This window comes from Citrobacter freundii complex sp. CFNIH2 (assembly GCF_002880615.1).
GTDB classification, from domain to species: domain Bacteria; phylum Pseudomonadota; class Gammaproteobacteria; order Enterobacterales; family Enterobacteriaceae; genus Citrobacter_A; species Citrobacter_A amalonaticus_F.
In genome coordinates this window covers 3,069,146-3,083,425 of the sequence record NZ_CP025757.1, presented here as the reverse complement: position 1 = coordinate 3,083,425, position 14,280 = coordinate 3,069,146, and the positions used below count along the sequence as shown (strand labels likewise).

The window sequence follows — 14,280 nt, the reverse complement described above, 5'->3', positions numbered from 1 at the left end:
ACGACGCGGGAGGGTTTTTTTATATCGACGAATATGAGGTTTTTGCCATGAGCACCTTAGGTCATCAGTACGATAACTCCTTGGTTTCTAACGCCTTTGGTTTCCTGCGTCTGCCGCTGAATTTCCAGCCGTATGACAGCGATGCCGACTGGGTGATCACTGGCGTGCCGTTTGACATGGCGACGTCGGGTCGCGCGGGTGGACGTCACGGCCCGGCGGCAATCCGTCAGGTGTCAACGAATCTGGCCTGGGAACACAACCGCTTTCCGTGGAACTTCGACATGCGTGAGCGCCTGAACGTGGTGGACTGCGGCGATCTGGTTTACGCCTTTGGCGACGCGCGTGAAATGAGTGAAAAACTGCAGGCGCATGCAGAGAAACTGCTGGCTGCCGGTAAACGTATGCTCTCTTTTGGCGGTGACCACTTTGTGACGCTGCCGCTGCTGCGCGCGCACGCAAAACACTTCGGCAAAATGGCGCTGGTCCATTTCGATGCCCACACCGACACCTATGCAAACGGCTGTGAGTTCGACCATGGCACCATGTTCTACACCGCGCCGAACGAAGGGTTGATCGATCCGAATCACTCCGTGCAGATCGGTATTCGTACGGAATTCGACAAAGACAACGGCTTTACCGTGCTGGACGCCTGTCAGGTGAACGATCGCGGCGTTGATGACATCATCGCCCAGGTGAAGCAGATTGTCGGCGACATGCCGGTCTATCTGACCTTTGATATCGACTGCCTGGATCCGGCATTCGCGCCGGGGACCGGTACGCCAGTGATTGGCGGCCTGACCTCCGATCGCGCCATCAAGCTGGTGCGCGGCCTGAAAGATCTGAACATCGTGGGGATGGACGTGGTGGAAGTAGCGCCAGCTTACGATCAGTCAGAAATCACCGCCCTGGCAGCGGCAACGCTGGCGCTGGAGATGCTCTACATCCAGGCGGCGAAGAAAGGCGAGTAACGGACTCAGTGCCGGATGGCGATGCTAACGCATCTTATCCGGCCTACCACATCGCCAATAACGCCCGATCACCGGGCTAAATTTGTAGTTCTGTAGGCCGGATAAGGCGTTTACGCCGCTATCCGGCACTGTTCTAATGGTTACTTAATCCCGTCCGCTTTCATACGATCGCGAATATGTTGCGCACGTTCTGCGGAGGCCGGGTGATCGTCAAACATTGAGCTTTGACGACCTTCCTCCAGTTTCGCCAGTTTTTCAAAGCTGGTGGCAAGCCCCGCCGGGCTGATACCGCGTTTGCGCAACAAATCATACGAGTAGTCGTCCGCTTCCGATTCCTGACGCTGGGAGAACTGCGAGTTCACCAGTTTTTCCCCCAGATCGCCGAGCTGTGACTGCGACAGGCTGCCGACGATCCCACCCGCTGAGGCTGCGGCTGCGCGAACGGCGTTAGTGCCCAGCGCCACCTGCATACCTTTCTTCACGTGTCCGAGCGCAACGTGACCCATTTCATGGCCAATCACCGCTTCGACTTCGTTGTCCGTCATCATATCCATCAGGCCGCTATATACACGAATACAGCCGTTCGCCATCGCGAAGGCATTCACGTCTTTCGCCATGTAGACCTTGTAGTTGACCGCTTGTCCGTTGATGTTATCGCCGAGCGCCGTGGCGATTTTGTTCAGGCGCTTCGCGTACTCGCTGCCGGCTGGCGCGATAGTCGCTTTACCATCCATTTCCGTACAGGCCTGGTTGCTTAACGCAATAACCTGCGCGTCGCTCAGACTGTAAGCCTGAAAAGCCTCGGCCCCTGAAGAGAGCAGTCCATTGGAATTCATATTCTGGCAGCCGGTCAGCACCGTCGCCATGCCCATAGCAAGCAGTAACGCGCGAATCTTCATGTTTTTTCTTCCACACGAAATGAGGATTGTTCTAAAAGTGCGCGATTTGCAGATGAATCCGCGCTCACGCTAAGTATAAAGAAAAGAACAACAAGCGGGCGAGCAGATTGCGCAACCTGCGAGTGCGATCCGGAGATTTCTGAAGCGGCAAAAGGATGCTCCATGTACATGACACGCGGCTTGGGTTACATTGTTGGCACTTTTTTCCGGCGTAGCCCAAAACGCGCTGTCGTCAAGTCGTTGCGGGTATGGCCTTCATCATCCGATCTGGAGTCAAAATGTCCTCACGTAAAGAGCTTGCCAATGCTATTCGTGCGCTGAGCATGGACGCAGTACAGAAAGCCAAATCCGGTCACCCGGGTGCCCCGATGGGTATGGCTGACATTGCCGAAGTCCTGTGGCGTGATTTCCTGAACCACAACCCGGGCAACCCGTCCTGGGCCGATCGTGACCGTTTCGTACTGTCCAACGGCCACGGCTCCATGTTGATTTACAGCCTGTTGCACCTCACCGGTTACGATCTGCCGATGTCTGAGCTGCAGAATTTCCGTCAGCTGCATTCCAAAACCCCGGGTCACCCGGAAGTGGGTTACACCGCCGGTGTGGAAACCACCACCGGTCCGCTGGGTCAGGGTATTGCGAACGCGGTCGGTATGGCTATCGCTGAAAAAACGCTGGCGGCGCAGTTTAACCGTCCGGGCCACGACATCGTTGACCACTACACCTATGCGTTCATGGGCGACGGCTGCATGATGGAAGGTATCTCTCACGAGGTATGCTCTCTGGCCGGTACGCTGAAGCTGGGTAAACTGGTGGCGTTTTACGATGACAACGGTATCTCTATCGATGGTCACGTTGAAGGCTGGTTCACTGACGACACCGCTAAACGTTTCGAAGCGTACGGCTGGCACGTGGTACGTGGTGTTGACGGCCACGACGCTGACGCCATCAAACGCGCAGTCGAAGAAGCGCGTGCCGTGACCGACAAACCGTCCCTGCTGATGTGCAAAACCATCATCGGTTTCGGTTCCCCGAACAAAGCGGGTACCCACGATTCCCATGGTGCGCCGCTGGGCGACGCCGAAATCGCGCTGACCCGCGAACAACTGGGCTGGAAATACGCGCCGTTCGAAATCCCGTCTGAAATCTATGCCCAGTGGGATGCGAAAGAAGCCGGTCAGGCGAAAGAGTCTGCCTGGAACGAGAAATTCGCTGCTTATGCTAAAGCCTTCCCGCAGGAAGCGGCTGAGTTCACCCGTCGTATGAAAGGTGAAATGCCGTCTGACTTCGATGCGAAAGCGAACGAATTCATCGCTAAGCTGCAGGCTAACCCGGCGAAAATCGCCAGCCGTAAAGCGTCCCAGAATGCAATCGAAGCCTTTGGTCCGTTGCTGCCGGAATTCCTCGGCGGCTCTGCTGACCTGGCGCCGTCTAACCTGACTTTGTGGTCGGGTTCTAAAGCCATCAATGAAGATGCTGCCGGTAACTACATCCATTACGGCGTACGCGAATTTGGTATGACCGCGATTGCCAACGGTATCTCCCTGCACGGTGGTTTCCTGCCGTACACCTCCACCTTCCTGATGTTCGTGGAATATGCGCGTAACGCGGTACGTATGGCTGCGCTGATGAAACAGCGTCAGGTGATGGTTTACACCCACGACTCCATCGGTCTGGGCGAAGATGGCCCGACTCACCAGCCGGTAGAACAGGTGGCTTCTCTGCGCGTCACGCCGAACATGAGCACCTGGCGTCCGTGTGACCAGGTTGAATCCGCCGTGGCGTGGAAGTACGGCGTTGAGCGTCAGGACGGCCCGACCGCACTGATCCTCTCCCGTCAGAACCTGGCACAGCAGGAGCGTACTGAAGCGCAACTGGCGAACATCGCGCGCGGCGGCTACGTACTGAAAGATTGCACAGGCCAGCCTGAGCTTATCTTCATTGCGACCGGTTCTGAAGTTGAGCTGGCGGTTGCCGCATGGGACAAACTGACCGCAGAAGGCGTGAAAGCGCGTGTGGTCTCCATGCCGTCCACCGATGCCTTCGACAAGCAGGATGCGGCTTACCGTGAATCCGTGCTGCCGAAAGCGGTCTCTGCACGCGTCGCTATCGAAGCGGGTATCGCTGACTACTGGTTCAAATACGTGGGTCTGAACGGCGCGATCGTCGGGATGACCACCTTCGGTGAATCTGCGCCGGCAGAGTTGCTGTTCGAAGAGTTCGGCTTCACCGTCGACAACGTTGTCGCGAAAGCAAAAGCACTGCTGTAATCATCATTGCAACAGTCTCTAACGGGTCGCTTCGGCGGCCCGTTATCATCTGGAGAGATAATTATTTTTTACTCAGGCAAGGACTTAATGTAGATCTTCCTCACAAAAATGATATTTAGTGATTTATTAGATTTGTAATGAATATCACATAATTGCTCTTGCTATTTTTGTTTTTATTTACAACATATTGTTTTTTAATGATTTGAATTATTCCCCCCTTTCCCGGTCTCTGTTTTTCCCTCGATTGCTTTCATTTTGCCGCACGCGTATTTTGTTTTTAGCGAGACGTTGTACCCTAAAAATAAAATAAGGATAATTTATGCGGTTGATTGACTATTTTCCTGAAGCTTCTATTTCAATAAAACCGGTGGCAAAGAACTGGCAGGAAGCCATTGATTTTTCCATGTCATCGTTGCTGGCAAATCATTATGTGAATGCCAGTTATATCCAGGCTATAAAAGATTCGACGATCACCAATGGTCCTTATTATATTCTGGCTCCCGGTGTGGCGATGCCTCATGCTCGCCCGGAATGCGGCGCGCTAAAAACAGGCATGTCATTAACGCTACTAAAACAGGAAGTACAGTTTGCCGATGATGACGAACCCGTAAAATTACTTATTGGGTTATCAGCGGCGAATGCCGATTCACATATCGGCGCTATCCAGGCTTTAAGCGAACTATTATGTGAAGAGGAAAACCTGGCAGCATTATTTGCTGCTAAATCAGAAAAACAGCTGGCGGATATTATCGCCCGCGCATAATCATTTTCTCCTCGACAGGATATTATCATGGAACACAAGTCTGCTCGTGCAAAGGTCCAGGCTTTTGGGGGATTTTTGACTGCAATGGTCATCCCTAATATCGGTGCTTTTATTGCCTGGGGTTTTATTACTGCATTATTTATTCCGACAGGGTGGATGCCCAATGAGCATTTCGCCAAAATAGTCGGCCCGATGATTACCTATTTATTACCCGTCATGATTGGCTCCACCGGTGGACATCTGGTGGGTGGGAAGCGCGGGGCGGTGATGGGGGGGATCGGTACAATCGGCGTGATTATTGGCGCGGATATCCCGATGTTCCTCGGTTCAATGATCATGGGGCCACTGGGTGGTCTGGTGATTAAATACATTGACCGACTGCTGGACCAGCGTATTCCTGCGGGCTTTGAGATGGTAATTAATAACTTCTCTTTAGGCATTGCCGGAATGATGTTGTGCCTGCTGGGGTTTGAAGTCATTGGCCCGGCGGTCCTCATTGCCAATAATTTTGTGAAAGAGTGTATTGAATCACTGGTACATGCAGGTTATCTACCGCTGCTTTCATTGATTAATGAACCCGCGAAAATCCTCTTTCTGAATAATGCTATCGATCAGGGGGTCTATTATCCGCTGGGAATGCAGCAGGCCTCGGAGACAGGAAAATCCATCTTCTTCATGGTGGCCTCAAACCCTGGCCCCGGTTTAGGTTTACTGCTGGCGTTTGCCTTCTTTGGTAAAGGGATGGCGAAGAAATCGGCTCCCGGCGCCATGATTATCCATTTTCTGGGCGGTATTCACGAACTCTACTTCCCGTACGTGCTGATGAAGCCACTGACCCTGATCGGCATGATTGCCGGGGGAATGAGCGGAACATGGGTGTTTAACCTGTTAGGCGGCGGCCTGGTCGCAGGTCCGAGCCCAGGATCGATTTTCGCTTATCTGGCATTGACGCCAAAAGGATCTTTCCTTGCCACGATTGCGGGCGTCACGGCGGGAACGGTGGTGACCTTTGTCATTACCTCCTTCATTTTGAAAATGGAGAAAAATAGCGAAGTTGAAAGTAAAGATACCTTCAGCGATTCCGCTAACGCCGTCAAAGCCATGAAGCAGGAAGGTCACTTTTCGTATCGCAATGTCAAACGTATTGCCTTTGTATGTGATGCGGGAATGGGGTCCAGTGCGATGGGGGCGACGACGTTTCGTAAGCGTCTGGAAAAAGCCGGGTTGTCTATCGATGTCAAACATTACGCCATCGAAAATGTCCCTGATGATGCCGATATTATCGTGACGCACGCCAGCCTTGAGGGGCGCGTTAAGCGAGTCAGTCATAAGCCTCTGGTGTTGATAAAAAATTATATTGGCGACCCGCTTCTTGACGATTTATTTAATCACTTAACGTCGAATTAGCATTTCTGGTTCCTGGAGTTAATATGAAAACGAAAGTTGCTGCAATATATGGCAAACAGGATGTCCGTATCCGTGAGTTTGAATTACCTGAAATTACGGAAAATGAACTGTTAGTCAGCGTGATCTCCGATAGCGTATGCTTATCCACCTGGAAGGCCGCGACATTAGGCAGTGAGCATAAACGTGTTCCTGATGATCTGGAAAATCACCCGGTGATTACCGGTCACGAATGTGCCGGAATCATTGTCGAGGTAGGAAAAAACCTGACCGGGAAATATAAGAAAGGGCAACGTTTTGTTTTACAACCTGCAATGGGATTGCCCAGCGGTTATTCCGCAGGATACAGCTACGAATATTTCGGGGGTAATGCCACGTATATGATTATTCCTGAAGTCGCGATAAATCTGGGATGCGTATTGCCATACCACGGTTCTTATTTTGCGGCCGCTTCGCTGGCGGAACCGATGTGTTGCATCATCGGTGCCTATAAGGCGAATTATCATACGACACCTTATGTGTATGAGCACCGAATGGGGATTAAGCCCGGCGGCAATATTGCGCTTTTAGCCTGCGCCGGGCCAATGGGGATCGGTGCGATTGATTATGCCATCAACGGCGGGATCCAACCGGCACGCGTGGTGGTTGTGGATATTGATGAAACGCGTCTGGAGCAGGCTAAAAAACTCCTTCCGGTCGAACTGGCCGCGCGCAAGGGAATCGAACTCATCTATGTGGACTCGTCCGGTATGACCGATCCTGCGACGCAACTGCGCAAATTAACGGGTGGCGCCGGGTTCGATGACGTTTTTGTCTATGCCGCTGTACCAGCCGTCGTGGAGATGGCTGACGATATTCTGGCAGAAGATGGTTGTCTGAACTTCTTTGCGGGTCCGACGGAGAGTCGCTTTAAAGTGCCGTTTAATTTCTACAACGTACATTACAACAGTACACACGTAGTCGGAACTTCCGGCGGTTCTACCGATGATATGAAAGAGGCGATTGCACTGAGCGCGACGGGTCAGCTTCAGCCGTCGTTTATGGTGACTCATATTGGCGGTCTCGATGCGGTGCCAGATACCGTTCTGAATTTGCCGGATATTCCGGGTGGCAAGAAGCTTATCTATAACGGTGTGACGATGCCGCTGACGGCCATTGCTGATTTCGCTGAGAAAGGCAAAACCGATCCGTTATTCAGAGAACTGGCGCTGTTGGTTGCCCAGACGCACGGTATCTGGAACGAAAAAGCGGAAAGATACTTGCTGGCGCAGTTTGGCGTGGATATCGGGGAGGCAGCGGCATGAAGTCGTTGGCATGGCCGCTGTTTCGCATCACGGAGCAGGCAGCGCTGGCTGCCTGGCCGCAAACCGGCTGCGGCGATAAGAACAAAATCGATGGCCTTGCAGTGAGCGCGATGCGCACGGCCTTGAATGACATTGCCATTCGCGGACGCATCGTCATTGGCGAGGGCGAGATTGATCACGCGCCGATGCTATGGATTGGCGAAGAGGTCGGCAGCGGCAGCGGGCCAGAGGTTGATATCGCGGTCGATCCTATTGAAGGCACCCGGATGGTCGCGATGGGGCAGAGCAATGCGCTGGCGGTGATGGCGTTTGCGCCGCGGGGAAGCTTGTTACATGCCCCTGATATGTACATGAAAAAGCTGGTTGTTAACCGGCAGGCGAAAGGGGTGATTAATCTGGCGCGGCCTCTGGCGGATAACCTGCGTCATGTGGCGAAAGCGCTGGGCAAACCGCTGGATCGACTGCGCATGGCCACGCTGGATAAACCGCGGCTTCAGCCAGCGATTGCCGAAGCCACGCAACTGGGGGTGAAAGTCTTCGCCCTGCCGGATGGCGATGTGGCCGCCAGTGTTCTGGCCTGTTTGCAGGATAACCCTTATGACCTGATGTACACCATTGGCGGCGCGCCTGAAGGCGTCATTTCCGCCTGTGCGGTGAAAGCGTTGGGGGGCGATATGCAGGCCGAGCTGATCGATTTTTGTGAAGCGAAAGGCGACACCGCAGAGCATCGTCTTATTGCCGCTCAGGAGCGCCAGCGCTGTGCGGAAATGGGCGTCGAAGTCAATCGGGTCTATACGCTCGATGAACTGGTGGCGGGACATGACGTCCTCTTTAGCGCGACCGGAGTGACCGGCGGCGATCTTGTGAATGGGATCCAACAGGTTGCAAAGGGGGTGCGTACGCAAACTTTACTGATCGGCGGCGCGGATCGAACGTGTAATATAATAGACTCTCTGCATTCATGGTGATTGATCGGGAAACAAATGACGACGCTGACAGAAGACGATGTGCTGGAGCAACTGGATGCTCAAAATAACTTACTTTCGTTCATGACGACGGCACATTCCATTTTGCTACAAGGCATTAAGCGCTTTCTGCCGTCGCTATTTGTCGATAACGATGAAGAGATTGTGGAATATGCAGTGAAGCCGTTACTTGCCCAGAGTGGGCCGCTTGATGATATTGACGTTGCGCTACGCCTGATCTATGCGCTGGGAAAAATGGACAAATGGCTTTATGCCGACATTACGCATTTTTCGCAGTTTTATCAGTACGTCAGTGAGCGGGATGAGATCCCGGGATTTGCCGATGACATCACCTGGGATTTTATCAGCAACGTCAACAGTATCACCCGAAATACGACCTTATATAGCGCGCTGGAGTCGATGAAATTTGCCGACTTTGCGGCGTGGTCTGAGGTGCGTTTTTCCGGAATGGTCAAGACGGCAATGACGCTGGCGGTGACGTCAATTTTGAAGGAATTAACACCGTGAAAATCGGACTGATGGTCAACGGGTTGCGGGTTGAAGCCCATTATCATGATGATGAGATAGAGAACGTTCATAAACCGTTATTACAGCGACTGGCAAACGTCCATTCCGCGAACGCCAGGCGCCGCACCGTTGTGTTTCTGAGTGCGCCGCCAGGGACCGGAAAATCCACACTGACCACGTTCTGGGAATGGCTTTCTCGTCAGGATCCCTCTTTGCCGGCGATCCAGACACTCCCGATGGATGGTTTCCATCATTACAATGACTGGCTGGAGACTCACCATCTGCGTGCGTACAAAGGGGCACCAGAGACGTTTGACGTTGAAAAACTGGCGCAGAATCTGCGCCAGATTAGCGAAGGCGAAGGGACCTGGCCGCAGTATGATCGGCAAAAGCACGACCCGGTCGAAGACGCGATTGTGGTGAGCGCGCCGATTGTCATTGTGGAAGGAAACTGGCTGCTGCGGGATGACGAGAGATGGCGGGCGCTGGCGGCGTTCTGCGATTTTTCCCTGTTTATTCGCGCGCCAGCGGAGGCCCTGCGTGCGCGACTGGTGGGACGCAAGCTGGCTGGAGGATTATCGACAGCCGATGCCGAGGCATTTTACACGCGCACAGACGGACCGAATGTGGAGCGTGTTCTGGAAAACAGTCTGCCTGCAGACCTTACGCTGGAGATGACGGTGTCAGGAGAGTATCGGATTGTGTGAGCGTTCCGTCGTGGAGTCGAACAATTCGTGAGAAATGACGCTGCGTAAATGCAGCGTCATGACTGATCGCCACAACGCTGGTGCCTCGTTTGCGACAAACGGCAAGCCAATGCTCAAATATAGCCAGCCAGTGCGCATCGAAGTCCCGACTGGGTTCATCAAGTAGCAAAACCGTCGGAGCCATCGCTTCCAGACTGGCGACGGCAACCATACGCCGTTGCGCGGTGTGAAGATCCAAAGGGTGTGCGTTGGCGACCTCTTCTAAATGACAGAGTGCTAAGGCTGCCTGAGTGCGACGGTTAATTTCTGCCGCCGGCCGTTTTTGTAGCTTCAGGCCAAAAGCCACTTCATCAATAACGTTGCTGTGAAAGATCTGATTTTCCGCTTCCTGAAACAACACCCCAAAGAGACCGGCACGCTGCCGATTTTTCAGTTGAATCAATGGCGTTCCTCTGAACGTCACCGTACCGGCGCTGGGGGCGAGCAGTCCGGCCATAATCCGCAGAAGCGTTGATTTACCCGCGCCATTATCACCCGTTAACGCCAGCCATTCGCCTTCCCGTAGTTCAAGCGAGATATCGCGCAAGCAGTCATCTTCCGCGTTTGGCCAGCGATAAGTCACCTGATTCAACCTCAACATAGTGGTGTCAACGCTCCCTCGTGCAGTTGCCAGGCCTGCTGGCAGCGGGAAAGGTAAGAGAAATGATGACGCTCGAAAAGCACAACCAGAGACTGCTGTTCCTGTGCCCATTGTTGCAGCCGTCCAAGTAGCATATCGGTGGCCTGTGATGTCAGTCGACTGAACGCTTCATCGAGTATTAGCAATTTCGGCATCATCGCCAGCGCGCTGGCAATGACCACGCGCTGGGTTTCGCCGCCGGAAAGCGTCCCGGGATGGCGATGGCGCAGCGGCTGGCATTCTGTCAGGGTCAGGGCCGTATCAATTCGCCGCATAATCTCAGCGTCGTCCAGGCAGAGGTTTTCTGGACCAAAGGCTATCTCCTCCTCAACGCTGAATGTACAACCGGAAAGCTGCAGGTAAGGCGATTGTTGCACAAGCTGGATGAAGGGGGCCTGCTCCACGAGCGGACGTTCCCCTATAGCGGTACCCAGCAGCGTTCCTTTGCCTTCAATGTCTCCAGGAAGAAAATCCGGATACCAGCCCGCCATCAGCTGCGCAAGCGTGCTTTTCCCACTGCCGTTATCGCCCAGGATTGCGACCATTCCGGGGGTTGAATAATGGAAATCCAGACAGGATGACGTGCGTGTGACGCAGGCAGGCAGATAGCGAAATTGTTCTAATGTAACCATATCCATACTCCTGTCTCAGCCACTATCAGAATCATCATGCCGTAGCGCGCCAGACGCTGTAAGGTGCTGTCTTTTGGTGCCCACAGCGTGGTGCGCGTCCGATGCAGGCGAAACCCTCGCATATCCAGCGCGGCGCCGCGTACGACTAAATCGTTGAGCGCATTATGGGTGAGGGGCACAATCAATGCTGGCATCGCGCGTAAACGTTGATGCCACGATTCATCCAGCGGTACGCCGCGAGCCCGCTGCGCTTCATGAATAATGGCTAACTGTCGTTTAAGCTGTTCGACGACCAGTAAGGGACCGGCGAAAAGATAAGCGATGCCTGGTGGCAGACGTGATGCGAACAGCGCCCGAATGAAACGCTGCACCGGGACGTACTGCATCCAGAGCTGTGATGTTGAAACAATGGCCAATATTCGCAACCACAACGTGACGGCATGCGCCCAGCGTTGCGGATCCCGGGGCTGACCGCTGATCCATTCTGTCAGCCAGCCGCCATGCACCAGCCATAGTCCCATTCCCAGAGAGAACATCAGCCAGGCTACATATTTCGCCCGTCGCCGCGTCGACGTCATCACCAGCAGGCAGAGAAAGGTGGCGGCGCTATAAACCGGCAAGACCGTCTGCGCCGGAAGAAGCAAGGTCGTGCATGCTGCCAGCGCCCACAATGTCAACGAGGTAAACGGATGCATTTAGCGCACAGCAGACATCGTTGGAAAGTGGCGTGTCGTACGTAGAGGCAACTGACGCAGCAAAATCCAGACAATAATCGCGGTCAAAATTTTATCGACCAGGTTTGCGCCCAGAACCGTAATGGCAACGGATTCCACCAGATTCTGGCCGACGGAATGCATCCAGGCGACAAATAAGTCAGCACCGCTGCCAGTGACGCCGCCAAATAATGTGGTACGTAGCGGTACCGCAACCAGCGTGACGGCCAGGGTAATAACGACACCGCTGACGACCACTTTCGGCAACGTGCGAAACCAGCCTGCCCGTGCCAGCCATCCGGCAACGAGACCAATGACCATGGCCACAGGGGCAAAGGCGGCAGCGATCGGATCGGTTAACAGCCCCCAGAGTAAGTTCGTCAGTAGCCCTGTCAGCATACCGATGACAGGCCCCAGCAGCACGGCGCTAATCAGCGTGCCAATCGAGTCGAGAAAGATGGGAAGCTTCAACATGCTGATTAGCTGGCCACCAATCATATTGATGGCTATAGCAATCACAATCAGAACTAAGGATTGGCTGGAAAACGGGCGGCGTACCATAGGTAACCTCTTGTTGAATAGTCAATTAACGGCGGGAGATATGCAATTCTTCATAGCCGGAAAGGGCGCAGGCTTGCCGGCTAAACTCCAGCTCGCTCAACTCGCCGATCACCAACTCAAGCGTGGTGCGTACGGTACACCCTGGCATCATATGCCCTCCCAGCATTGCGCCATGCGGGTCAGCAACACAGAGATGTAAATGTTCGCCGGTTAATTCCAGCGTGCCGTTGAGGGAGATGACTTCCCATGTGCCGGTGAGCAAAGTGGTGTCTTCTTCTCCGGCATAGCGCAGCGCAACATCGGTCAAACTACCGGTGCAACCTGCTATCCACGCGGCGTGTAATGCGTTCTGACGTATAAAGGTACGTAACCGGGAAAAGATCTCCTGCCCTGGAAGCAGGCGAAGCGCGTAAAAGCGTGCCGTTGAGGAATGGGCGTGAATGATCGTCATAATGTGCGGGACTCCGAAACTCGGACGTGGCGTTGATAATATCGCCGTTGGCAACGGTACTCTCTGATATAAATCAGGATTTAGAACAGGGCAACGAAAAGATCTTGCATCGCTTATTCACGATTCTGGAATATGGAATAAATCTCCCGGTCAAGCGGCTTGAAATGTGACGCAAGTCAGATAAATGGCGAATCCATCTGGACAATCGTTCCTTTTATTCCCCGTTTCGCTTATTCTAGCTGAAGCGTTTCAGTCGATTAAATGTTCGACAAATAATCAATCAGTCGCAGTTTGCGACAGGTAAGGTTTCCCTGAACGATGCGCTGGATTACTCTGTCAGCCACATCTGAATCGGGATAGCCTTGCAGGAGATCTATGACCGTACGCGTAGCGATTAATGGCTTCGGTCGCATCGGACGTAATGTGGTTCGTGCTTTATATGAATCCGGACGTCGGGCGGAAATCACCGTGGTGGCAATCAATGAACTGGCGGATGCTTCAGGCATGGCGCATTTGTTGAAATATGACACCAGCCATGGACGTTTTGCATGGGACGTTCGCCAGGAGCGCGAGCAGCTCATGGTGGGCGACGACGCGATTCGCATCCTGCATGAGCCTTCGCTTGAGGCGCTGCCGTGGCGCGAGCTCGGCGTTGATATCGTACTGGACTGTACGGGCGTTTACGGGAACCGTGAACACGGTGAAGCGCATATCGCCGCTGGCGCGAAGAAAGTGCTCTTTTCACATCCTGGCAGCAACGATCTCGACGCCACCGTGGTATTTGGCGTCAATCAGGATCAACTGCGCGCGGAACATCGCATCGTCTCCAATGCTTCGTGTACCACGAATTGTATTATTCCCATTATCAAATTATTGGATGATGCCTATGGCATAGAGTCCGGTACGGTGACGACCATTCATTCCGCGATGCACGACCAGCAGGTGATTGATGCGTACCATTCTGACCTGCGTCGTACGCGTGCGGCGAGTCAGTCGATCATTCCGGTCGATACCAAACTGGCGGCAGGCATCACCCGAATTTTCCCGCAGTTTAACGATCGTTTTGAAGCGATTGCGGTGCGGGTACCGACGATAAACGTCACAGCAATCGACTTAAGCGTCACGGTGATGAAGCCCGTAAAAGCTAATGAAGTCAACCAGTTGCTGCAAAAAGCGGCACAAGGTGCATTTCATGATATAGTTGACTATACGGAATTACCGTTGGTCTCCGTCGATTTTAATCACGACCCGCATAGCGCCATTGTTGATGGTACACAAACGCGGGTCAGTGGCGCGCACCTTATTAAGACACTGGTCTGGTGTGACAATGAATGGGGCTTTGCTAACAGAATGCTCGACACCACGTTAGCGATGGCTGCAAAAGGTTTCAGGTAGGGCGCAAGGGCGTCTGCAAAACTTTATCAAGAATCAACGAG

15 protein-coding genes are annotated in these 14,280 nt (G+C 53.5%); 9 read left to right on the top strand and 6 right to left on the bottom strand.

Annotation, left to right across the window (positions count from 1 at the left end):
* Positions 1-47: 47 nt before the first annotated feature.
* Positions 48-968: an agmatinase gene (gene speB, locus WM46_RS15010; RefSeq protein WP_042998050.1), complete on the top strand. Its 921-nt coding sequence runs from the start codon at positions 48-50 to the stop codon at positions 966-968.
* A gap of 140 nt (positions 969-1,108) precedes the next feature.
* Here the strand turns inward: speB and WM46_RS15005 are convergent, their stop codons facing one another.
* Positions 1,109-1,867 carry a M48 family metallopeptidase gene (locus WM46_RS15005; RefSeq protein ID WP_061076336.1) on the bottom strand — a complete coding sequence of 253 codons (759 nt, stop codon included), beginning with the start codon at positions 1,865-1,867 and terminating at the stop codon, positions 1,109-1,111.
* Between the two features lie 278 nt (positions 1,868-2,145).
* On the opposite strand from WM46_RS15005, the gene tkt reads away from it, so the two are divergent.
* The 7 genes from tkt (at position 2,146) to WM46_RS14970 (ending at position 9,808) form a co-directional block, all read left to right on the top strand.
* Positions 2,146-4,137: a transketolase gene (gene tkt, locus WM46_RS15000; protein ID WP_102602679.1), complete on the top strand. Its 1,992-nt coding sequence runs from the start codon at positions 2,146-2,148 to the stop codon at positions 4,135-4,137.
* A gap of 319 nt (positions 4,138-4,456) precedes the next feature.
* Positions 4,457-4,900 carry a PTS mannitol transporter subunit IIA gene (gene cmtB, locus WM46_RS14995; RefSeq protein ID WP_102602678.1) on the top strand — a complete coding sequence of 148 codons (444 nt, stop codon included), beginning with the start codon at positions 4,457-4,459 and terminating at the stop codon, positions 4,898-4,900.
* A gap of 27 nt (positions 4,901-4,927) precedes the next feature.
* Positions 4,928-6,307 (top strand): PTS mannitol transporter subunit IICB, encoded by a 1,380-nt coding sequence (locus WM46_RS14990; protein WP_102602677.1) that lies wholly within the window; start codon positions 4,928-4,930, stop codon positions 6,305-6,307.
* A gap of 23 nt (positions 6,308-6,330) precedes the next feature.
* Positions 6,331-7,608, top strand: coding sequence for a zinc-binding dehydrogenase (locus WM46_RS14985; protein ID WP_102602676.1), 1,278 nt, complete (start codon positions 6,331-6,333; stop codon positions 7,606-7,608).
* Positions 7,605-8,576 (top strand): class II fructose-bisphosphatase, encoded by a 972-nt coding sequence (gene glpX / locus WM46_RS14980; RefSeq protein WP_102602675.1) that lies wholly within the window; start codon positions 7,605-7,607, stop codon positions 8,574-8,576. Before WM46_RS14985 ends, glpX begins: the two co-directional genes overlap by 4 nt.
* A gap of 15 nt (positions 8,577-8,591) precedes the next feature.
* Entirely contained in the window at positions 8,592-9,101 is a 510-nt protein-coding gene (locus tag WM46_RS14975; protein ID WP_042998043.1) for an MltR family transcriptional regulator, read from the top strand.
* Positions 9,098-9,808: a nucleoside/nucleotide kinase family protein gene (locus WM46_RS14970; RefSeq protein ID WP_102602674.1), complete on the top strand. Its 711-nt coding sequence runs from the start codon at positions 9,098-9,100 to the stop codon at positions 9,806-9,808. Before WM46_RS14975 ends, WM46_RS14970 begins: the two co-directional genes overlap by 4 nt.
* Here WM46_RS14970 and WM46_RS14965 read toward each other — a convergent pair.
* The 5 genes from WM46_RS14965 to WM46_RS14945 are packed head-to-tail and all read right to left on the bottom strand — an operon-like array spanning position 9,765 to position 12,844.
* On the bottom strand, positions 9,765-10,448 hold the full coding sequence (locus WM46_RS14965; RefSeq protein WP_102602673.1) for an ABC transporter ATP-binding protein: 684 nt from the start codon (positions 10,446-10,448) through the stop codon (positions 9,765-9,767). The two genes, WM46_RS14970 and WM46_RS14965, sit on opposite strands and share 44 nt — an antisense overlap.
* Positions 10,442-11,119: an ABC transporter ATP-binding protein gene (locus WM46_RS14960; protein WP_102602672.1), complete on the bottom strand. Its 678-nt coding sequence runs from the start codon at positions 11,117-11,119 to the stop codon at positions 10,442-10,444. Before WM46_RS14960 ends, WM46_RS14965 begins: the two co-directional genes overlap by 7 nt.
* A complete protein-coding gene (locus WM46_RS14955) occupies positions 11,107-11,814 on the bottom strand; it encodes an energy-coupling factor transporter transmembrane component T (RefSeq protein ID WP_102602671.1) in 708 nt (235 codons plus the stop codon). The genes WM46_RS14960 and WM46_RS14955 overlap by 13 nt, the downstream gene beginning before the upstream one ends.
* Positions 11,815-12,393 (bottom strand): ECF transporter S component, encoded by a 579-nt coding sequence (locus WM46_RS14950; protein WP_061076344.1) that lies wholly within the window; start codon positions 12,391-12,393, stop codon positions 11,815-11,817.
* Positions 12,394-12,418: 25 nt separating this feature from the next.
* Positions 12,419-12,844 (bottom strand): PPC domain-containing DNA-binding protein, encoded by a 426-nt coding sequence (locus tag WM46_RS14945; RefSeq protein WP_061076345.1) that lies wholly within the window; start codon positions 12,842-12,844, stop codon positions 12,419-12,421.
* Positions 12,845-13,219: 375 nt separating this feature from the next.
* Here WM46_RS14945 and epd point away from each other — a divergent pair, with 375 nt between their 5' ends.
* Complete coding sequence (gene epd / locus WM46_RS14940) at positions 13,220-14,239, top strand: erythrose-4-phosphate dehydrogenase (RefSeq protein ID WP_061076346.1); 1,020 nt, start codon at positions 13,220-13,222, stop codon at positions 14,237-14,239.
* Positions 14,240-14,280: the final 41 nt, after the last annotated feature.